We start from the raw sequence: 20,098 nt of genomic DNA, 5'->3' as shown, positions 1-20,098 counted from the left end.
AAGCCGATCAGCGGGTAGGGTGGGTACGCTTACGCTAACCACCCTACGAAACCGCACTTGGTGCTCGATCTTGAATGTGATGGCTGAGGACGACCCGACAGACGAGATTTCGCTCATCGAGGAGCGGCTCGAGGAGCTTGCCGAAGTCTCGGAGCGATGCCGAAAGATCATTCTGTTTTCCAAGGTGGCCATCGCCGGCGGCGCAGCCTTGCTGCTCGTCATGATGCTCGGCCTGTTCGGGTCCAGTCAGGTCGTTGCCCTCGGGTCGATCGCCGCGGTGCTGGGTGGAATCGTGTCGCTCGGATCGAATGTCAGTACGTTGCGACAGACGACGGACGCCATCGGCGCCGCCGAGGCGCTCCGTTCGGATCTGATCGGCAGGATCGATCTCCGGGTGGTCGGGGATAGCCCCATGAAACTGAGTTGACGTGCCTCGCAAAGGCAGTGCGTAGGGCAAAGCGAAGCGTGCCCACCGCTTTTGCTGCCTCACAGAGATGGTGGGCACGGCGCATATGCGCCTTTGCCCCTACGAAGCCCCTCACTTCATCCCGGTGCAACTCGCATAGAACGTCGTCGTCGCCGGCCAGTCCGAGAACATGCCGCGCACGCCGACCTGCTTTGCCAGCACGTCCAGCACCGTCAGCGTATCGCCGTCGCGATCGACGACTGATTTGATCGATTTGTGATAGAAGCCGCCGCCCTTGTGCAGCGGGCCGTCGCGCTCCAGCGACCAGCCGATCAGGTCGAGCCCGGCGGCCTTCGCGGCCTTGGCGTATTCGGAGGGGACGATCTCGCGCTTGTCGTTCAGCGTCAGCATGGTCCAGATCGGCGGGCCGAGGATCGCGACGCCTTGCGCCTTCAATTCCGCCATCGAGGGTTTCCAGGTGTCGGGCTTATTGGGATCGAGACCCTGCTTCTCGTAGCGGTCCTCGAGATACACCGCCTGCGCCCCGAACGCCGGCTCGGTCTTCACCCAGTAGAGCACGTCGGCGAGATTAAAACTTTGCGCAAACACATCGCCCGGGGCAATGCCGGCTTTCTTGTAGGCGTCCAGCAATGCAGAAATGCCGCAGCGGCGACAAATGTTCCGCTGCGAGTAGCAGCGCTACGAAAATAATTCCGGATCGGCTTCGTTCGCGCAAAGCTGAACGCGCAGTTCACCGCGCGTTCATCTAGGCAGCTTGAAACTCTCTTCTTCGCACCCAGCAGACGGAGGAGGAGATGTGATGGAACGCCGCCACTTTCTGAAACTCGCCTTTGGATTTGCCGCGGGCGGTGTCGCGCTTGCAGCGAGCGCGCAGGCCGCGCCGCTGATGCCGGCGCCGCTCGCTGACGACGCCAAACTGCCCGCTAATCCTGATGCTCAACCCGCCGTCACGTCGGGCGAGGAGGTCGATCGCCTCTCGCCGGAAGAAGTGCGCTGGGGCCGCGGCCGCGGCCGCCATCGTGGCTGGGGCCGCCGGCGCTGGGGCTGGCGTCGCCGGCACTGGGGTTGGCGCCGCCGCCGCTGGCGTCGCAGGTATTGGGGCTGGCATCGCCGCCGTCGTTGGCGCCGCCGCTACTGGCGCCGTCGTCGTTACTACTGGTAAGTCGCCGTCAGGGATTGTTCAGAGCGTTTTCCCGCGAAGTGGAGACCGGTTCGCGTCAAGAAAACGCGTCAAATCAAAAATTGAAAGCCATTCCGATTTTATCGGAACGGGCTTGCAAGGAATAAAAAAGCCCCGCGCGAGCGGGGCTTTTGTCATACTTTGGGAATGTCAGTAAGCGCGGCAGCGTCCATACCGCCACACGGTGCCGTAAGGGCAACCGCGGCCGGGCCGCACCACGACGACCGGAGCTGCGGGCCGCACCACGACGACCGGGCCTGGACGAACCACAACGGCCCGCCGATTGGGTTGGCAGCCGCCATAGGGGCCACGATGCCAGCCGGGGCCGCATCCGCCTGCGGCTTCCGCCGCGCTGAAGCTGGCAACGGTGCCCAGGGCCAAAACTGCTGCGAAAAGATACTTCAATGTTTTCTCCCGTTCTTGGCCGCAAGGCGGCACGGTCGGAACCTAGTCACGAACACCTGAATGGAACATGAATGTCGTGATTTGTCATGGGGCGACGGCCAGAAATCCGAGCACCAGTTCGCTGTATCTGGCCGGCGCCTCCAGAAATACCAGATGGCCGGTATTCGCCACCACCTCGGCCCGGCCCTTGGCCATCCTGGCGGCGAGCGCTTTGGCGAGCTCGGCGTTCTGCCCCATTTTCGCGCGCAGCGCCTCCGGCGCATTCGCGCGTCCCGGCGCGTTGTGATCGTCGGCGCCCATCACGAACAGCGTCGGCTGCGTGATCAGCGGGATCTCGTGCACGACGGGCTCGCGGTAGATCATCTGCGCCGAGCTGACGAAGGCGCGCAGCCAGCGCGGATATTCGGCGCTGCCCTTGATGTTGAAACGCGCGTCGATGAACGGTGTGACCTGTTCGGGCGGCAGCTTTAGCGCGTAGTTGGTCTCGAGCTGCTTGCGATAGCCGTCCGCGGTGAGTTTGTCCTCGTTCTCCAAGATCTTCTCGGTCGGCGTCGGCGGCACGTAGAGCCGATAATCCTCCAGGCCGATGGGAGCGGTCAGCACCAGATGCGCGATCCGGTCGGGCCAGGCGCGCGCGATACGCACGCCGAGCATGCCGCCGAGCGAATGCGCCACGATGTCGGCCTTGGCGATGTTGAGATGATCGAGCAGCGCGATCGTGTTGCGCGCCAGCGTATCGAAATGCAGGTCGCCTTGCGGCTTGGAGGATTTGCCGAAGCCGATCTGGTCCGGCACCACCACGCGATAGCCGGCATCGCTCAGCGTCTTGATCACCGGCGCCCAATAGCTCGATGGGAAATTGCGACCATGCAGCAGCACCACGGTGCGGCCGTTCGGCTGCGCGGGAGCTACGTCCATATAGGCCATCCGCACCTGTTCGCCGTCGTTCACCAGCGGCAACAGGTGGACGGGGTAGGGATAGGCAAAACCCTCGAGCCCGATGCCGTAGGGCTCGCGTTGAGCGGGTCGCTCAGTTTCCGCTGCGATTGCAGGCAACAGCGACAGTACGGACAAGGCGGCTGCCAGCACACCAACAAATGTTCGTCGCATCCCAAGGCTCCTGTTCTGAAGGCAGGTGCGTATTGATGCGGACGTCGCGCAGTGTAAAGACTTTCCATTTCACGTTTTGGCGAGAGCATGAGCTGGTCGACCCTCATGGTGAGGAGGCGCCAGCGGGTCCGCGCGTAGCGCGGCCCGATGACGAGCGCAATTGCGCTCGCAAGGTGATGACGAGCGCAATTGCGCTCGCAAAGTGATGACAGGCTCCACGCCGTCTTCGGACGAGGCTCCGAATCGCCGGGAGAACCACGAGGGCAAGCCGGCGTAATTCCTTCCAGGCGGGAACGTTAGGCCGGCTCGCTGCCGAACAGCGCGGCGAACCGCTTTTCGCCGGTGCGCGTAAAATTCACGACGCGGCTGCCCGGCGCAGGATCGCGCGCTGCCCAGTTGAGTTCGGTGAACCGGTTCATCACGGCTGCCCCCAGCGTGCCGGCGAGGTGATGGCGGCGTTCGCTCCAGTCGAGGCATGCCTTGCAGACCGGCCTGCGCGGATGGGCCAGCGCCTCCGTGTCGATCTGCAGCGCCTCGGCCATGAAGCGCTTGCCCTCGCCGGTGAGTTCGATGTCCTGTTTTGTTTGCCGGACCAGCCGCTGCTTGCGCAGGCTGTCGAGCATCTGCACGCCGAGATCGCCGGCGAGATGATCGTAGCAGATCCGCGCCCGCCGCAGCGCCGGCTCCTTCGGCCCCGTGCGCACGCGGGTGTGACCGGCGCGCTCGGCAAGGCCCGCAAGGCCTTCGAGCACATGCGCGACGTCGGGGCCGGTGAGGCGGTAGTAGCGGTGACGGCCCTGTTTCTCCGGCTCGATCAGGCCGCCGGCTTCGAGTTTCGCCAAATGCGAACTCGCGGTCTGCGGCGTGATGCCGGCCTGGTGCGCCAGCTCGCTCGCGGTCAGCGCGCGGCCGGTCATCAGCGCGGTCAGCATGTTGGAACGCGCGGGATCGCCGACGAGCGAGGCGACCATGGCGATGTCGGGGCCTGCTTTCATAGTTCGATGATAGCCGAAGCATTGACGTCGGGCAAGCGGGTATTGTCACGGCTGCAACACCAGGCTCCGTCATTGCGAGCGAAGCGAAGCAATCCATGCCGCCACAAGCGGAGGAATGGATTGCTTCGTCGCTTCGCTCCTCGCAATGACGGTGCAGAAGTATTGGAGAACCTCATGACCGTCACCGTTTTCATCCGCTACCAACTCGATCCGTTCAAGCGAGCTCAGTTCGAGCAATACTCAAAAAACTGGCTCACCATCATCCCGAAATGCGGCGGCGACCTGCTCGGCTACTGGATGCCGCATGAGGGCACCAACAACATCGCGTTTGCGCTGATCTCGTTCGAGAGCCTCGCCGCCTATGAAAGCTACCGGGCGCGGCTGCGCGCCGACAGCGAGGGCATGGCCAATTTCAATTTCGCCGAGGAGAACAAGTTCATCCTCACTGAGGAGCGGACCTTCCTGCGCAAGGTCGTGGCGTGAGGCGTCTGGCAGAACAGGCGTTGCGTTCCTATCTACGCGGCGCCAACAAACATTGAGGGGAGCGACCCATGCTGACACCTGCTGACAAACGCGCCGCGTTCAGGAAATTGCACGAGAGCGGATGCTTCATCATCCCCAATCCCTTTGATGTCGGCAGCGCGGTAGCCTTGCAGCATCTCGGCTTCAAGGCGCTGGCTTCCACCAGCGCGGGCTTTGCCTGGACGATTGCCAAGGCCGACAACCGCGTCACCGTCGACGACGTCTGCAACCATCTGGCCGCGATCTGCGCCGCGGTCGATATTCCTGTTAATGCCGACTTCGAGGACGGCTTTGCCCACGAACCGGACAAGGTCGGTGTCAACGTCGCCCGCGCCGTGAAAACCGGCGTGGCCGGCCTTTCGATCGAGGATTTTACCGGAGAAAACGCAAAACCGCTGTTCGATCGAGCGCTTGCGATCGATCGCATCAGCGCGGCGCGCAAAGCCATCGATGCCGACAATAGCGGCGTCTTGCTCACCGGCCGCTGCGAGGCGTTTTTGCGCGGGCAGAAGGATTTGACGCTCGTGATCGGCCGGCTCACCGCCTATGCCGAGGCGGGCGCCGATTGCCTCTATGCGCCCGGCATCACGACGGCTGAAGAGATTTCGGCTGTCGTGAAGGCGGTGCATCCAAAGCCCGTCAATCTCCTGGTCGGCGCGGCCGGCCCGTCGCTGAAGGCGGCCTCCGATCTCGGCGTGCGCCGGATCAGCGTCGGCGCCTCGCTGGCGCGGATGGCATGGGCCGGCTTCATGAAGGCATCAAAGGAGATGGCGGAGCAGGGGACGTTCACCGAATTCGCGAACGGCTATCCCGGCGGCGAACTCAACAAGATGTTCAGCTAGAGCGTTTTCCAGCGAAGTGGAAACCGGTTCGCGTTAAGAAAACGCGTCAAAACAAAAATCTAGAGCCCCGTTCCGATTCTATCGGAACGGAAAAGGCTCTAGCGCCAAAGTCAACGAGCCACAAAAAAGCAGCGGGCCGGTCGGCCCGCTGCGCGTTGTTTCGGATGATGACCGTTACTGCTTGGCCGGCGCGTTGTCCGCAGGCGGCGTGGTCGACTTGTTCATGTCCGTGCTGGGCGGAGATGGCGGCGTCGGGCGATTCGTCGCCGCACCCGTGGTCGTACCCGGATCGGCGTTGCTGCGCGGCGTTACGTCACGCATGCCCGGAGGCGCCGCAGGGTTAGCCGGCTGCGTCTGCTGCGCGGTCCGGTTCTCCGGCGAGGTACCCGCCTGGTTCACAGTCGTATTGTTGAGACCATAGAACAGGGCGCCCAGCACCACGGCGATGGCGACGGCGAACATGGCGACCTTGGCGCCGCTGGGAGGACCCTCACCGAGGCCGGGATCGGCCTGCAACTCATTGTCGAGATTGTTGAGGCGGGCCTGATGGCGGATTTCTTCATCGCTCAGGCCGGGGCGGTAGGGATCGTTCGGATTGGGTTGGTAAGCCATGAATGGGTTCCTCCGTTAGCATCCCGAAGACAATGGCTGGCGCGCCCGGATGTTCCGCGCCGATGTTGCAACCCCGTAATGTTGGAACCTCAGTTCCCATGTGAGGTAGCGCCGCGCTCGCGGCGTGATGCGCTGCTGATCCAGGGGTCCGTGGCACGGCTTGGGTGCCGGCTCTGCGGCGCACCGCGTGCGCGGGACACGATCATTTGCGCCGCGCTTTCGCGACCTGTTCCGCCGTCACCAGCGGTGCCGCATTGCCCCAGGCATTGCGGATGTAGTTCGTCACGTCGGCAATCTGCTGATCGGTCATCTTCGCGGCATAGGCCGGCATCGATCCCTTGTTCGGCGCGCGCGGCGTCGTCACGGTTTCCGCGCCGTCGAGGATGATGCGCAGCGTGCTCGTGGCATCGGCGGACTGCATATTGGCGTTGCCGGGCAGCGGCGGATAGATTCGCGGCGCACCTGAGCCATCTTCTTCGTGGCAGGCGATGCAGGCGCCGTCATAGAGTTTTTTGCCTTCTGCCATTTGTGCCGGCGAGGGCGGGGTGACCTTCGGTTCCGGCGCGCCCACCGGCAGGTCCTTCAGGTAAACCGCGATGGCTCTGACATCCGCATCGCTCATCTTCGAGGTCGAATTAACCACGACCTCGGACATCAGCTCGCCGGCATGGCTCCTGCCGTTGCGGCCGCTCTGCAGATACTCGGTGATGTCCTCCACGCTCCAGGATTTCAGGCCGCTACGTTCAGCACCGTCCAGCCGCGGCGCGAACATGCCCGCGACCCGCCCGCCGCCATACTTCTGGCCGCGTCTGTCGGCGCCAAACATGTTCTTCGGCGTATGGCAGGCGCCGCAATGTGCGACGCCCTCGACCAGATAGCGGCCGCGATTCCACTCCGCGCTCTTTTGCTGGTCGGGCATCAAAATGCCGGGCTTGAAGAACAGCCAGTTCCAGCCACGCATTACGACGCGATAGTTGAACGGAAAGCGCAGCTCGGGCGCACGTGGCGCATTACTCACCGGCGTCAGCGTCGCCAGATAGGCGCGAATGGCGAAAATGTCCTGGCGCGTCAGCCTGGTGAAATTCGGATAGGGGAAGGCCGGGTAATAGCGCGAGCCGTCGCGCGCCACGCCGAAGCGCAAGGCGCGGTAGAAATCGTCATTGCTCCAGGCGCCCAAGCCCGTCGCGCGATCCGGCGTCAGATTGGACGAGTAGATGCCGCCGAACGGGGTATCGATCCGCTTGCCCCCGGCGAATGGTTTTGCGGGATCGGCGGTATGGCAGCTCGCGCAGTCGCCGGCTTCCGTCAGCGCCTTGCCGCGCGCGATATCCTCAGCAGTTGGCTCAGATTGGGCATGGACCTCGCCGCGCTCGAACGCAGTGCACAAGAGCATGGCAGCGAGAATCGTCCGCATCATCCGGCGTGGTCCCTGCACCATCTGGCCTCCCGGGGCGTTATAGCGCGAAAGCGGACAGGGGAGGGATGTCATGCCGTTTCGCGCCGAGGCTCCCGGACGACACAAACCGAAAAGCTGCGCCGTTATTCCCGGCACGAAATTGCGATCTTTGAAAGCGCGGCGCTGGGGGCGAGATTTGTAGTGCGTGGCCAAGAAAATCCGACATAGACTGGTTCTAACAAGCTCAGATGACTAGCTAAAAACAGTCATCCCGATCCAGGCTCAAGAGGGTGCAATGGGAATCAACCAGGGTCCGATCAGTCTCGATCAGAAATACACCCAAGGTACAGGGCACATCTTCCTGACCGGCATCCAGGCGCTGGTCCGCCTGCCGATGGCCCAGATCCGCCGCGACCGCGCCGCGGGGCTGAACACCGCGGGCTTCATTTCCGGCTACCGCGGCTCGCCGCTCGGCGGCTACGACCAGCAGCTCTTCGCCGCGCGAAAACACCTCGAACAATACAACATCAAGTTTCAGCCCGGCGTGAACGAGGATCTCGCGGCGACCGCGATCTGGGGTTCGCAGCAGCTCAACCTTTCGCCCGGCGCCAAATATGATGGCGCGGTGGGCATCTGGTACGGCAAAGGCCCCGGCGTCGACCGCTGCGGCGACGTCTTTAGACACGGCAATACGGCAGGCTCGGCCAAAAACGGCGGCGTGCTCTGCCTCGCCGGCGACGACCATGGCGCCAAATCCTCGACCGTCCCGCATCAGTCGGACCACGCCTTCATCTCCGCGCTGATGCCGTATCTCTATCCCTCCAGCATCCATGAAATCATCGAGATGGGCCTGCTGGGTATCGCGATGTCGCGCTACTCCGGCTGCTGGGTCGGCATGAAGGTGATCACCGAGACGGTGGAGACCACCGCCGAGATCGACCTCACCGACGAGATGACCCCATTCGCGATCCCGACCGATTTCGAGATGCCGCCGGGTGGACTCAACCTGCGCTGGCCCGATGATCGCTATGCGCAGGACCTGCGCCTGCAGGATTACAAGGGCTATGCGGCGATTGCGTTTGCGCGCGCCAACAAGATCAACCGCATCACCATGGATTCGCCGAATGCCCGCTACGGCATCATGGCGTCAGGCAAGAGCTACGAGGACATCCGTCAGGCGCTGCGCGAGCTCGGCATCACCGAGGAAGTTGCCGCCAAGATCGGCTTGCGGCTTTACAAGATCGGCATGCCCTGGCCGCTGGAGCCGGAAGGCGTTCGCAATTTTGCCGTGGGCCTCGAGGAAATCTTCATCGTCGAAGAGCGCCGCGAGATCGTCGAAAATCAAGTCAAGCAGGAACTGTTCAACTGGCGCGACGACGTCCGCCCCCGCATCGTCGGCAAGATGGACGACCACGACAAGCGTTTTCTCACTTTCGCCGCCGAGCTTAGCGTCGCCTCGCTAGCGAGTTCACTGACCGAACGCCTGCTTCGACTTAATCTCAATCCCGAAATCGCCGCGATGCTCCGCGCCAAGGCCGACTGGTTCAACGGCCGGCAGGCGACCCAGATGCAGGCGGTCGCCCCCGTCACCCGCACACCCTATTTCTGCTCGGGCTGCCCGCACAACTCGTCGACCAAGGTGCCGGAAGGCAGCCGTGCCTTTGCCGGCATCGGCTGCCACTTCATGGCGCTGTGGATGGACCGCAACACCGAGACCTACACCCATATGGGAGGCGAGGGCGTGCCGTGGGTCGGCGTCGCGCCCTTCACCAAGGAAGAGCACGTATTCGCCAATCTCGGCGACGGCACTTACTTCCACTCCGGCAGCCTCGCGATCCGCCAGGCGATCGCGTCAGGCGCCAACATCACCTACAAGCTTCTCTACAACGATGCGACCGCGATGACCGGCGGCCAGCGTGTCGACGGCGAATTGTCGCCGCAGCAGATCACCTTCCAGCTTCATTCGGAAGGCATCCGCAATATCTATCTCGTTTCGGAAAATCCCGGCACCTATCCGGCCTCCGACATCGCCCCCGGCGTCAAGGTCGCGCATCGCGACGAACTCGACACTGTCCAGAGAACCTGCCGCACGCTGAAGGGCACCTCGGCGATCGTCTTCGTGCAGACCTGCGCCGCCGAAAAGCGCCGCCGCCGCAAGCGCGGCCTGATGGAAGATCCGGCGCGTCGCGTCATGATCAATCCGGCCGTCTGCGAAGGCTGCGGCGATTGTTCTGTGCAGTCGAACTGCATTTCGGTGGAGCCTTTGGAAACCGAGATGGGCCGCAAGCGCACCATCAACCAGTCGACCTGCAACAAGGACTATTCGTGTCTGAAGGGCTTTTGCCCGTCCTTCGTCACCATCGACGGCGGCAAGCCGCGCCGCCGCGCGCCGGCAAGCCTCGGTGACGCAAGCCTCGATGATCTGCCCGAGCCGGCCTCGTTTCCCTCGCTGGAGCGGCCCTACAACATCGCCGTCGGCGGCGTCGGCGGCACCGGCGTACTGACCATCGGCGCGCTGCTCGGCATGGCCGCGCATATCGAAGGCAAGGCCAGCATGATCCTCGACATGTCCGGCCTCGCGCAAAAAGGTGGCGCGGTGCTGAGCCATGTCCGTCTGTCGGAACACACCGCCGACGTCACCTGTTCGCGCATCGTCACCGGCACCGCCGACCTCTTGATGGCCGCCGACGAGGTGGTGGCGGCCGCGAAGGACACCATCACGCTCTGCGAAGCCAGCCGCACTGTCGGCGTCATCAACACCCACGTCATTCCGACCGCCGATTTCATCCTCAACCGCGATTTCAATTTCCAGAGCCGCAAGGTCAACCACGTGCTGGAGACCGAGCTGCGCAAGGATTCGTCGTTCTACGATTTCACCAAGCCGGCCGAAGCGCTGCTCGGCGACTCCATCGCCACCAACATCATGATGCTGGGCTACGCCTATCAGAAGGGTCTGCTGCCGCTGTCGGCGAAGGCTATTCTGCAGGCGATCGAGGTCAACGGCGTCTCGATCAAGATGAACACGCAGGCCTTCCAGCTCGGCCGTCTCGCCGCTGCCGATCCGGCGCGGCTTGAGGCGATGATGAAGGGCCAGGACGAGACGGTCGCGCCGAAGACGCTGGATGCGATGTCGCTGGAGGAAATCATCGCCCATCGCAGCGCGCACCTCGCCGAATATCAAAATGCCGCGCTCGCCGAGCGCTATCGGGGTCTGGTGAAGCGCGTGCGCGATGCGGCCACCGATGGCGGCTATGGCGAAGCGCTGCCGCGGGCGGTTGCGATCAACTACGCAAAGCTGCTCGCTTACAAAGACGAATACGAAGTCGCACGGCTGTTCACCGATGGCCGTTTCGAAAAGCAGCTCCGTGACCAGTTCGAAGGCGAATTCAAATTCAACTTCAATCTCGCGCCGCCCATTCTCGGCGGCGGCCTTGATGCACTCGGTCGCCCGAAGAAGCGCGCGTTCGGCGCGTGGATGATGCCGGTATTCCGGACGCTGGCAAAACTGCGCTTCCTGCGCGGCACGCCGTTCGACATCTTCGGCTACAGCCCCGACCGCAAGCTCGAGCGCGACCTGATCGCAGGCTACGAGAAAGACGTCGCCACCGTGCTCGGCCTGCTGTCGCCGTTAACGCACGACACTGCCGTCGAACTCCTGTCCTTGCCCGACCGCATCCGCGGCTACGGCCCGGTGAAGGAGAAGGCGGTGCAGGACGCCAAGGCCCGCTACGCGCAGTTGGCAGCCGATCTCGCCAACCCGCCGCCCGCGCCACGCCAGATCGCGGCGGAGTAGGGCTGCCGTAGGGTGGGCAAAGGCGCACTTGCGCCGTGCCCACCATCAAGCATTCCGCTCGCAATGGTGGGCACGCTTCGCTTTGCCCACCCCACGATTCTAAATTTGCGATTCCATTTTCGCTTCTGGGCTGCTTTGCCCCAGGCGTGGCTCTGTCCCAGCCAGTAGCCGCTGAATGTTGGCACGATGGCGCGCAATCACGTAAATGCCACCTGCCATCACCAGTAACCGATAGGGCGTCGGCTGCTCCAAGGCCCAGACGAGGGCGATCGCCGTCAACGCCGCCAGCATCGAACCAAGGGAAACAATCCGAAAAATAACCAGCACAACGCCAAAAACCGTCGCAGCACCCAAACCTACCGGCCAGGACATCGCCAGCAACACGCCGAGCCCCGTCGCAGCGGATTTGCCGCCTGTAAAATTCAACCAAATCGAACGGCCATGCCCCATCAACACGGCAAGTCCGGCCAGGCAAACAGCCCATGGCACCCAGGTTTGCAGATCAAGCGCTGCCGGTGGCGTGACGGACGGCAATGCATAGAACCAGGGATAAAACCAGCGGGCAAAGACGATCGCCGCCGCACCTTTCAGCACATCTACCAGGAGCACCACCAACGCAGGCCATTTCCCCAGGGTCCGCAATACGTTCGTTGCTCCAATGGACTTGGAGCCATGCTCCCGGATATCGATGCCCTTGAGCAGTTTCCCCGCCAGATAGCCCGTGGGCGTAGAACCGAAGAGATAGGCGATCGCCAATCCAACCACGCTCGCTATCCAGAAAACCATGGGATTCACCTCGACGCTCTGATTTCAGGCGATCATCATTTGGTCGTCTACCTTTTTGATCGTCCTGAGTCATTGTAGACGGATTCAGTCCGTAGGGTGGGCAAAGGCGCAAACGCCGTGCCCACCATCTATCAACATTCGCGGCGTCAACGGTGGGCACGCTTCGCTTTGCCCACCTACGCACTGCATCAAGGTCTGCCCCGCCATAGGCTCCGACAACTCTCACCTTGGGTCCCGGCAGGTGCCGGTCGGTGGGGGCATTCCGATCCACCGACACTTGCGGATGGACGAGCCTTCTATCCTATGAAAGGCAGCGGAATTTTCACGCTGAACAATGCTAGACACCCTTTTGAGAAGGGCGGAATGATATTCATTCCGAAGAATGCTTGGAACCGGCCGGTCGCTGCCCTTGCGGTGAGCTATGTGCTCTCCATACTACTGCTACCCATCGCGCTCTATCTGATGCGACTCGGCGCCTAAGAAATGTTAACACTGACCATCGTCCTGCGTATCGTCGCCCTGCTCGCCTTTGCGGGACTCACATTGTTGACAGTCAGCTGGTCTCGCGGACAAGCCAAGACGCGAGCACGTCAGGATCGTGGCGACCGAGCACCGCTGGTGGCGAACCTCACTGCTTTCGGCCTGTTCTTCCTTTCGCTTCTGATCTTTTCCAGCAGCCCCGCCGGTTTCACGGCACTGCTGCTGGCGCTGTCAGGGTCCCTTCTTGCGCTAGTGGGCGCCGCTCTCGTCGTCAGATGCCGGGCCGAGCTCGGTGCCGCTTGGAGCTTCGCGCCCAAAGCAGATCAGAGCACCGGCCTCGTCACAACCGGCCCTTATCGCCTCGTGCGACACCCCATCTATCTGGGCCTTGCACTGCTCGTCATGGGCGAAGCGCTCGCCTTCGGCAGCTGGCCGGCTCTCTTTATTGCGCTGTCGGGGATCGTCCCGACCTTGGCCTGGCGCGCCCGCGCGGAGGAGAAACTGCTCAGCCGTACATTTGGCGAGCGCTTCGAGGTCTATCGACAGCGAACCAAGATGATCATCCCGTACCTTCTCTAGACCCTGCCCACGACGTGTCGATTAACTGTTACGCGATGCGGCAAAGAATAATCGCGAACCTCGGCCCGTGACCTTCTGCCTGACCTCCGGACTATGGATATCTCGAAGCCGCAGCGACGGCGAAGTTCCCATTCATGCGTAGCCTATGCCGCCCTTGAGGCGCGCTAAGAGCCGCGTCGGAGACAACAATCCAAGAGGGACAGACCCAACAAACCAATTCAGAGTCATCAGCGGATGTGAAGAATCCTAACCGCGCCAAAGGCGATCAACAACTAAAACCCTTGCCCAAGTTGCAAGGCGCGAGCCGCGCCCAATTCGTATCTTGCCTTTTAAAGTCCCGGCGAGATCATCTCCGGAGCCATCTACAAATATCCTTCGAGCTTTCACGAATTCCCAAATGAACGGATTCCGCTTCTGAAAAACCTTCTGAACTTCGTCGTGCAGACATCCTGACACGACATCGGGCGGGGAAGCAAACACCTCCGGCAATGTTGAGGACAAACCGGCATCGGTTAGAATATTCCATCGTGAGTTACCGCCCATTACCGGGGATCGCAGGCCGAATATCACTCTGCCGATCCTGCTTTCCCGGATGGCGTAAGAACACATCGCGCAGGGCTCAATAGTTGAATAGATCGTGCACTCATCAAGGCTCGTTGACCCTAATTTTTTCTGAGCTGAAGAAATCGCGACCATCTCAGCGTGCCGCGTAACGTCTCGTTCGTTTCTGACCATATTGAACGATTCGCAAATGAATTCGCCTCGTCGTCCGATGACGGCTGCAAACGGGTATTCCCTCCTTGAACTCGCGGATTGTGCCAGAGCAACGCAGCGGCGCATCATTGCTATATCGAATGCTTCTGAATCATGCTTGTTCATGGCACTGACTTGGTTATGGCACTGACTTTTGCAGCACATCGGCGCCGCTTTACCACCCGCTATGGTTCGCACAGCGGGCGATCATCCTGACGGAGGGTTAGAACGACTATTGTATGGTTGCGTTAACGGTAGCTACTGACGTGCCGGAACTGGTCGGACTCTTGCCTGTCGCTTGAACGGAGAAAGCATCGCTGCCTCTATATCCTGCCTGCGATGTGTATACGTAAGAGGACCTGTTGAGCCTTTGCAACTTCCCGTGCGCCGGTCTTTGTGAAACTCTCGAACTCAATATTTCGCCCGAAATATTGATGGTAAACAAACAACTGCCCCTGGAAGCGATCATGATATAGCCGATCGAGTTAAAGCCCCAGCCTGCTGGCGGTGATCCCGACACCACGCATTGGTTCTGGGCAGGTGCCGGCGTCGCTACTGCTACCAAGCCTAGCGTGACCGCAATGAGTACTGAACACGCTCGCATTATGTGTGTCATTCGGGTGCTCCATTTAAGTCAAGTTGTCGGCTCCTTCGCGTTGTCGTTCAGATGCGGCTGACGACGCCTTCGACCAGCGCAGCGGTTCAATCGGGCACGTTCAACGCCGGCCCGAAGCGACGGCCTGACGTTACTTTTGAGGTTCAGACACGACGAGTCCTTGTCAGGCTGCTCTAGCCTACCAAAACATCGTAGGAGGCGCATTGCCCTTTGGGGCAATACCCCACTGTATGGCGAGAATTGCAGATCTGGCCGGGGAGCTATGCAACGGCTTGCGATCCAATTTCAGAAAGATCAGCGACCGCACGCCCGATGAACTGCTCAATTGAATCAAAAGCTTGTCTCCAGAGCTTCGATGGGGTGTAGTCGCCATCAGCTTGTCACTGCGTTGACGCATGGCCCGCTTCTCACCAGCAACGGGTTAGCGGATGGACCAGCCCCTCGCCGACATCGGCATCATCTCCGCCTATCGCTTCGCGAGCGACGGCTCCGCGACGAAGCTCGACGTCGCCAACCTCGATGCGGAACTCGCCGATCCGCACGGCTGGCTGTGGCTGCATTTCAACCTGGCCAACCGTCGCTGCCACGACTGGCTCGCCAGGAGTGCGTCGCTGTCCGATGTCGCGCGTGAGACCCTGCTCGATGCCGACGAGCATATCCGCCTCGATATCTTCAATGAAGAGATCGCCGGCGTTTTGCCCGACTTGCATCAGCAGTTCATGCAGGAGGGCGACGATCTCCTGCGGGTGCACTTTGCGATCTCGTCAAGGCTGATGATCACCGCCCGGCGCAAGCCGCTGCGCGCGATCGAGCTGACACGGCGTGCGATCGATAGCGGCCGCAAGTTTCCCACGCCGGTGTCGCTGTTCGATGCGATCGTCGACCAGTTCGCCGATGTGATCGGACGCTATTCGGCGGGCCTCGGCGACGAGCTCGACATCGTCGAGGATCATGTGCTGCACGACGAGATCGACGAAGAGCGATTGCGGCTCGGCCGCGTGCGCCTGCAAGCAATCCGCACGCGGCGGCAGCTCTCGCAGATCCGGGCGCTGTTTCACCGCCTGGAGACGACGTCGAATCCGAAACCCTGCTGTCGGCGATGCGCAAGCTTGCGCAGAAGTTCGACGCGCTCGACTACGAGTTCAGCGCGGTCTATGAGCGCGCGCGGCTGCTGCAGGACGAGATCGCCGGCCGCATGACCGCGATCACCAACCGCCGCCTGTTCACGCTGTCGGTCCTGACCGCGTGCATGCTGCCTTCGACGCTGGTCACCGGCTTCTTCGGCATGAACACCAAGGACATGCCGTTCCAGAGCGGCGACGGCGGCACCTGGTACGCGCTGCTGCTGGTGATCGCCGCGGGAGGACTGACCTGGTGGCTGCTCAGGCGGACCAAGGCGCTGTAGGCCGATCATGGTGTGACACGAGCCTCTGCCGTCATGCCCGCGAAGCAGGCATCGCCCCGGCTGGCACGCTTCGCTCCGCCCACCCCGGCGCGGAACCTATGGATCCAAAGCTGCGGTCAAATGCCCGCCTTTGTGCACATTCCGCTACTCAACTCTCCGCTCTTTCGAGGGCGTGGAAAGAGAGTTAGACTTCGGTCGATCAGCGCCAGATAGACGTGCCGAAATCCTGTGATTGGGGGCGACGTCGGTGCCTTCAACAGCAAGCATCGCACATTCATTCAAGACTGGTTGCACGCGCAAGTGCCGCGCAGTGGCCGGTGCGTGTAACGCACGGACACAGGGCAATAGGTCGAAACTGGAGAATGAGGGACAGAGAGGTATCTGATCACTCAAGCTTACGGACGATCACTCGCAAGGCCCAGAGGAGACTCACGATGAACGCGAAATCGGGACGAACCTTATTTGCCGCCGGCCTGATCAGTGCGGCGCTCATCAGCGGCGCAATCGGCCAGCAAGACGACAAGCTCGGTAAGGTAACCTTCGCTACCTCCTGCGACCCAGCTGTGCAAGTCGAGTTCGACCGCGGCGTCGCCATGCTCCATTCGTACTGGTTCTTGATTGCCCGCCGCAAATTCGAAGAGATCCTGAAGCAGGACCCCACTTGCGCCATGGCGTATTGGGGCGTGGCGATGGATCGCCTCGGTAACACCCTTGCCACTACGCCGACGCGAGCCGAGGCCCAGGCGGGTTGGGAAGCAATCGAAAAAGCGCAGGCAACGGGTGCGAAGACGCAGCGGGAGCGCGATTGGATCGATGCCCTTGGCGTCTATTTCCGCGATCATGACAAGGTGGCCGTGGATGCCCGACTGGCAGCCTATAGTGCCGCGATGGAGAGGGTGGCGCAAACCTATCCTGATGACTACGAGGCGCAGGTCTATTACGCGCTGACGCTTCAAGCCTCGGCACCGAAGAGCGATCTCACCTACGCCAATCAGATCAGGTCGGCGGCGCTGTTGGAGAAACTCTTCGAGCAGAATCCGCAGCATCCAGGCGTGACGCACTACCTCATCCACGCCTACGACTTCGCGCCGCTTGCCGAGAAGGGAATCGCGTCGGCGCGGCGCTATGCCGGCATTGCGCCGGCCGTGCCACACGCCCGGCACATGCCGTCGCATATCTACTCGATGGTCGGGCTTTGGGAAGAATCCATCGCCTCGAACGCGTCGTCGCTCGAGATCCAGCCCGACTACTATCACGCGTCGGATTTTTCGGTCTACGCCCATCTGCAACTCGCGCAGGATGCCAAGGCCGAGGCGATGATCAAGAAGTCGCTCGCCACCGCCGACCGCGGCGATCGTCCGATCAACTTCGTTCATTTTACCGCCAAGGCCGCGATGCCGGCGCGTTACGTCCTGGAACGGGCGGATTGGGCCGGCGCTGCCGCGTTGCCGATAACCGCCACCCAATATCCCATGGCGGATTCGTTGGTCCGCTTTACACGCGGTCTGGGCATGGCGCGCACCGGCGATCTCTCGGGCGCCAAAGCAGAGATCGAAGCAATGAAGGCGTTGCAAACGACACTGCAGCGCGCCGACCAGTCCTACTGGGCGGACCGGACCGAGGAGCAGATGCTTGCCGTTTTGGCCTGGATCGCACTGAAGGAAGGCGCGACCGATCAGGCGCAGCGGTTCATGCGCGCCGCCGCCGATGGCGAAGATGGCAGCGTCAAGCATGTGGCGATGGAGAATCGTCTCTATCCGTTCCGCGAATTGCTTGGCGAACTACTCCTTGAGACGGGCCAGCCCGCCGCGGCCCTGAACGAGTTCGAGACCGCTCTCAAGCAGACGCCCAACCGCTTCCGCGCATTCTGGGGAGCCGCCCGCTCCGCCGACAGCGCCGGTGATCGTCAAAAGGCGTCCGACTACTTTGACAAGCTGGTGAACCTCGCCAGCAATGCCGATACGGAGCGGCAGGAAATCCGTGTGGCCCGGGCATATGCGCGCCAGGATGACACGATAGGTAGTGCGCGAAAATAGTCCCTTGGCTGCCGGCCCGGCGCCCGGCAGCCATCAGTTCGAGAAGACAGCGATGATCCGCGCAGTCGCATTGGCAATGATGCTCGGCGTGCTCGTGAGCGGCGTGGCCGCCCATATCATAACGCCGGGCTGGCGGACCGCGATCGCACCGCTGGTCGGCGTACGCGACCGTCCGGTTGAGACCGCCGCCACGGCCGAAGCCTGGCCGATCTGCACCTCCATGGCCTCCGTTGCACCGGACGCCGACTGGGCCCAACTCGATCCCGATTTCAAGGCTGGCAAAAAGGCGCTGCGCGCAGAGAATTGGAGTGGCGCAATCGCGGCGTTCGAACTCGCGGCACTGCGTGACCCGACCAATGCCGATATCCAGAACTACATCGGCTACGCCTATCGGCGGATGCGTCAGATGGGGCCAGCGATTGGCCATTATCAGAAAGCACTGCTGTTGAATGCCCGCCACCGCAGCGCGCATGAGCATCTCGGTGAAGCTTATTTGGTACTGGGCGAACCGGCCAAGGCACAGCAATTGTTGGTGGCATTGGAAAATCTTTGCCTGCTTCCCTGCGAAGAATACGACGACCTCAAGCGCGCCATCGCCGCGTACAAGACGCTGGCCGGGCACTGAGATCGATTCATCGGCCGGCCGCGCCACGCCTTTCAGCGAGAGAGACTGGAACGCGAGGGCCTAGTCTGTCCTGTACTCTTCCGACAACCCGGCCGACGTTATAGGCTGAGTGGACGGACATCGAGTTAGTCCGCGAGCTGCCACTGGGGCGTGCCGAAGTCCCCGTTTCGTATTGGCAGCGTCGATGCTGTCGGCAGGCGTCGCACTTCAATAGACCGACGATCTTTTAGCCGGTGCCTTTTCGCAATCGCACGGTCGTGCGAGCCAGCACGACCTTTTCGCAGTGACAAGGGAGAAACGTCATGAAGACTCACCATTCAGTGACATTAGCGATGCTGGCGGGCTTCGGACTCGGTGCAGTCGCGGTTGAAGGACTCCATGCCCAGGCTAAGCCACCGGTATACCAAGTCGTTGAAATCGAGCCCTCGAACATGGAGGCCTACGTGAAGGACTACGTCCCGAAGGCTCAGGCCGCCATCAAAGCTGCTGGCGGCAAGTTCCTTGCCGCCGGAGGTAAGACCACGACAATCGAAGGAGAGCCGCCGAAAGCACGCGTTGTTATCCAACAGTGGGATAGCGTTGAGAAAATCCAAGCGTATCGCGATTCGGCGGCCTTCAAAGACCTCTTGCCGCTCCGCAACAGCATGGCGAAGTTCCGCAGCTACGCCGTTGAGGGGGTACCTCAATAGCTATTCGGACAACGGGCGTGCCGGATTGAAGGCCGCCTTAGCTGGCGGCCTTCTTCCTTCCGCGCCACCAAAGGGCAGGAGCGGTTCTGTGAGGGCCTGCGGGCGAGGTGATGTCGGAGATGAGTCATTCGCGTCGATCTTGGCATGTCTGCTTCATGTCCGATGACGGGGGTAATTTCGGAAGTGCTGTTGTTCGGTTTCCCATTGAAGGCATCGCTCTTGCCGGTCGCCGGACGGGCAAATCAGTAAGCGTTTCGGGTGCGCGACAGCCCGACCCGCTAACCCAAGCCCATGAAAAGCGCTGCGCCAAAGCACGAATTTCACCAGCCAATTCAACGTGATTTGGGTCGTCCAGATTGCGCATTGAAAATATTCCGCTTCTCATTTCCCCCAAATCAGCTCCATCTTCGCGCCATCCCGCCTCATCGAAGAGGGGCGTACGCGTCGTCACGATACGTGGAGTGCGGGTTGCGGTGGACGCGATGGCGTTGCGCGCGCGAGGCATTGCAGGGCGGCCTTGAGCTTGGTCTTGAGGCTGTGAGCGATTGATCCGCGCAGGACGAGCGGCGTTATTGCGTACGGCAAAAGCGTGTGGTTCTGGCACCCGTGGCTGGTGTCAAGCTGGCGGAGGCTGATCGAATCCAACCGGGTTCGATCGGCCGTCAATCCGGCAGCGACGGAGGCAACGGGAATTCGTCTCCGGGAAGAGCGCGCCATAAGCCGTCAAGCCATTGCGCAGGGAAGGCCGGATGCTCTCCGCTGGACCTGTATGCCCGTGTGCGCACTTCTTCGTGCATATTGCACACGAGACCGCGGGTGCAGCGCGCACCCGGTCTTCCCTGCGCCC

At 61.9% G+C, this 20,098-nt stretch carries 19 protein-coding genes; 11 read left to right on the top strand and 8 right to left on the bottom strand.

Annotated elements, in window-relative coordinates:
- The first annotated feature begins 79 nt into the window (after positions 1-79).
- Entirely contained in the window at positions 80-427 is a 348-nt protein-coding gene (locus V1294_RS25775; protein ID WP_334501043.1) for a hypothetical protein, read from the top strand.
- Between the two features lie 111 nt (positions 428-538).
- On the opposite strand, the gene V1294_RS25770 is transcribed toward V1294_RS25775, so the two are convergent.
- Complete coding sequence (locus tag V1294_RS25770; protein WP_334501041.1) at positions 539-1,057, bottom strand: hypothetical protein; 519 nt, start codon at positions 1,055-1,057, stop codon at positions 539-541.
- Positions 1,058-1,226: 169 nt separating this feature from the next.
- Between V1294_RS25770 and V1294_RS25765 the strand changes: the two genes are divergently transcribed.
- Positions 1,227-1,589 carry a twin-arginine translocation signal domain-containing protein gene (locus V1294_RS25765; RefSeq protein ID WP_334501039.1) on the top strand — a complete coding sequence of 121 codons (363 nt, stop codon included), beginning with the start codon at positions 1,227-1,229 and terminating at the stop codon, positions 1,587-1,589.
- Positions 1,590-1,757: 168 nt separating this feature from the next.
- Here the strand turns inward: V1294_RS25765 and V1294_RS25760 are convergent, their stop codons facing one another.
- The 3 genes from V1294_RS25760 to V1294_RS25750 form a co-directional block, all read right to left on the bottom strand.
- Positions 1,758-2,012: a GCG_CRPN prefix-to-repeats domain-containing protein gene (locus tag V1294_RS25760; RefSeq protein WP_108518213.1), complete on the bottom strand. Its 255-nt coding sequence runs from the start codon at positions 2,010-2,012 to the stop codon at positions 1,758-1,760.
- Positions 2,013-2,096: 84 nt separating this feature from the next.
- The gene (locus V1294_RS25755) at positions 2,097-3,122 is read right to left on the bottom strand and encodes an alpha/beta fold hydrolase (protein ID WP_334479605.1); all 1,026 of its coding nucleotides are present in this window, start codon (positions 3,120-3,122) and stop codon (positions 2,097-2,099) included.
- 296 nt (positions 3,123-3,418) lie between these two features.
- A complete protein-coding gene (locus V1294_RS25750; RefSeq protein ID WP_334385871.1) occupies positions 3,419-4,117 on the bottom strand; it encodes an ArsR/SmtB family transcription factor in 699 nt (232 codons plus the stop codon).
- 174 nt (positions 4,118-4,291) lie between these two features.
- Here V1294_RS25750 and V1294_RS25745 point away from each other — a divergent pair, with 174 nt between their 5' ends.
- A complete protein-coding gene (locus V1294_RS25745) occupies positions 4,292-4,600 on the top strand; it encodes an NIPSNAP family protein (RefSeq protein ID WP_334501037.1) in 309 nt (102 codons plus the stop codon).
- A gap of 68 nt (positions 4,601-4,668) precedes the next feature.
- Positions 4,669-5,481: an isocitrate lyase/PEP mutase family protein gene (locus V1294_RS25740; protein ID WP_334501035.1), complete on the top strand. Its 813-nt coding sequence runs from the start codon at positions 4,669-4,671 to the stop codon at positions 5,479-5,481.
- 174 nt (positions 5,482-5,655) lie between these two features.
- Here the strand turns inward: V1294_RS25740 and V1294_RS25735 are convergent, their stop codons facing one another.
- Positions 5,656-6,093 (bottom strand): hypothetical protein, encoded by a 438-nt coding sequence (locus V1294_RS25735; RefSeq protein WP_334479610.1) that lies wholly within the window; start codon positions 6,091-6,093, stop codon positions 5,656-5,658.
- 202 nt (positions 6,094-6,295) lie between these two features.
- The gene (locus tag V1294_RS25730) at positions 6,296-7,507 is read right to left on the bottom strand and encodes a cytochrome c (RefSeq protein ID WP_334504823.1); all 1,212 of its coding nucleotides are present in this window, start codon (positions 7,505-7,507) and stop codon (positions 6,296-6,298) included.
- Between the two features lie 277 nt (positions 7,508-7,784).
- On the opposite strand from V1294_RS25730, the gene V1294_RS25725 reads away from it, so the two are divergent.
- Positions 7,785-11,282, top strand: a complete 3,498-nt coding sequence (locus V1294_RS25725; protein WP_334501032.1) for an indolepyruvate ferredoxin oxidoreductase family protein — start codon at positions 7,785-7,787, stop codon at positions 11,280-11,282.
- A gap of 99 nt (positions 11,283-11,381) precedes the next feature.
- On the opposite strand, the gene plsY is transcribed toward V1294_RS25725, so the two are convergent.
- Positions 11,382-12,068, bottom strand: coding sequence for a glycerol-3-phosphate 1-O-acyltransferase PlsY (plsY, locus tag V1294_RS25720; protein ID WP_334501030.1), 687 nt, complete (start codon positions 12,066-12,068; stop codon positions 11,382-11,384).
- Positions 12,069-12,551: 483 nt separating this feature from the next.
- On the opposite strand from plsY, the gene V1294_RS25715 reads away from it, so the two are divergent.
- Positions 12,552-13,127 carry a methyltransferase family protein gene (locus V1294_RS25715; protein ID WP_334501028.1) on the top strand — a complete coding sequence of 192 codons (576 nt, stop codon included), beginning with the start codon at positions 12,552-12,554 and terminating at the stop codon, positions 13,125-13,127.
- Between the two features lie 246 nt (positions 13,128-13,373).
- Here the strand turns inward: V1294_RS25715 and V1294_RS25710 are convergent, their stop codons facing one another.
- Positions 13,374-14,006 (bottom strand): nucleoside deaminase, encoded by a 633-nt coding sequence (locus tag V1294_RS25710; RefSeq protein WP_334501025.1) that lies wholly within the window; start codon positions 14,004-14,006, stop codon positions 13,374-13,376.
- A 918-nt stretch (positions 14,007-14,924) separates the two neighbouring features.
- Between V1294_RS25710 and V1294_RS25705 the strand changes: the two genes are divergently transcribed.
- The 5 genes from V1294_RS25705 to V1294_RS25685 all read left to right on the top strand — a co-directional run bounded on the left by V1294_RS25705 (position 14,925) and on the right by V1294_RS25685 (position 19,251).
- Positions 14,925-15,695, top strand: a complete 771-nt coding sequence (locus tag V1294_RS25705) for a CorA family divalent cation transporter (protein ID WP_334501023.1) — start codon at positions 14,925-14,927, stop codon at positions 15,693-15,695.
- Positions 15,596-15,901 (top strand): CorA family divalent cation transporter, encoded by a 306-nt coding sequence (locus tag V1294_RS25700; RefSeq protein ID WP_334501021.1) that lies wholly within the window; start codon positions 15,596-15,598, stop codon positions 15,899-15,901. Before V1294_RS25705 ends, V1294_RS25700 begins: the two co-directional genes overlap by 100 nt.
- 215 nt (positions 15,902-16,116) lie before the next feature.
- On the top strand, positions 16,117-17,937 hold the full coding sequence (locus tag V1294_RS25695; RefSeq protein WP_334501019.1) for a hypothetical protein: 1,821 nt from the start codon (positions 16,117-16,119) through the stop codon (positions 17,935-17,937).
- A gap of 4 nt (positions 17,938-17,941) precedes the next feature.
- The gene (locus V1294_RS25690) at positions 17,942-18,562 is read left to right on the top strand and encodes a hypothetical protein (protein WP_334501017.1); all 621 of its coding nucleotides are present in this window, start codon (positions 17,942-17,944) and stop codon (positions 18,560-18,562) included.
- A gap of 302 nt (positions 18,563-18,864) precedes the next feature.
- On the top strand, positions 18,865-19,251 hold the full coding sequence (locus tag V1294_RS25685) for a DUF1330 domain-containing protein (RefSeq protein ID WP_334501015.1): 387 nt from the start codon (positions 18,865-18,867) through the stop codon (positions 19,249-19,251).
- Positions 19,252-20,098 lie beyond the last annotated feature (847 nt).

The organism is Bradyrhizobium sp. AZCC 1678 (assembly GCF_036924765.1).
Lineage (GTDB): Bacteria > Pseudomonadota > Alphaproteobacteria > Rhizobiales > Xanthobacteraceae > Bradyrhizobium > Bradyrhizobium algeriense.
Note: the sequence above shows the minus strand (reverse complement) of the source record. Positions and strands in the feature narration are given on the sequence as shown.

Coding starts and splice junctions, on each gene's coding strand:
- V1294_RS25775 (WP_334501043.1), top strand. CDS start 80: ATGGCTGAGGACGACCCGACAGACGAGATTTCGCTCATCGAGGAGCGG.
- V1294_RS25765 (WP_334501039.1), top strand. CDS start 1,227: ATGGAACGCCGCCACTTTCTGAAACTCGCCTTTGGATTTGCCGCGGGC.
- V1294_RS25755 (WP_334479605.1), bottom strand. CDS start 3,122: ATGCGACGAACATTTGTTGGTGTGCTGGCAGCCGCCTTGTCCGTACTG.
- V1294_RS25750 (WP_334385871.1), bottom strand. CDS start 4,117: ATGAAAGCAGGCCCCGACATCGCCATGGTCGCCTCGCTCGTCGGCGAT.
- V1294_RS25745 (WP_334501037.1), top strand. CDS start 4,292: ATGACCGTCACCGTTTTCATCCGCTACCAACTCGATCCGTTCAAGCGA.
- V1294_RS25740 (WP_334501035.1), top strand. CDS start 4,669: ATGCTGACACCTGCTGACAAACGCGCCGCGTTCAGGAAATTGCACGAG.
- V1294_RS25735 (WP_334479610.1), bottom strand. CDS start 6,093: ATGGCTTACCAACCCAATCCGAACGATCCCTACCGCCCCGGCCTGAGC.
- V1294_RS25730 (WP_334504823.1), bottom strand. CDS start 7,507: ATGCGGACGATTCTCGCTGCCATGCTCTTGTGCACTGCGTTCGAGCGC.
- V1294_RS25725 (WP_334501032.1), top strand. CDS start 7,785: ATGGGAATCAACCAGGGTCCGATCAGTCTCGATCAGAAATACACCCAA.
- plsY (WP_334501030.1), bottom strand. CDS start 12,068: ATGGTTTTCTGGATAGCGAGCGTGGTTGGATTGGCGATCGCCTATCTC.
- V1294_RS25715 (WP_334501028.1), top strand. CDS start 12,552: ATGTTAACACTGACCATCGTCCTGCGTATCGTCGCCCTGCTCGCCTTT.
- V1294_RS25710 (WP_334501025.1), bottom strand. CDS start 14,006: ATGAACAAGCATGATTCAGAAGCATTCGATATAGCAATGATGCGCCGC.
- V1294_RS25705 (WP_334501023.1), top strand. CDS start 14,925: ATGGACCAGCCCCTCGCCGACATCGGCATCATCTCCGCCTATCGCTTC.
- V1294_RS25700 (WP_334501021.1), top strand. CDS start 15,596: ATGCGCAAGCTTGCGCAGAAGTTCGACGCGCTCGACTACGAGTTCAGC.
- V1294_RS25685 (WP_334501015.1), top strand. CDS start 18,865: ATGAAGACTCACCATTCAGTGACATTAGCGATGCTGGCGGGCTTCGGA.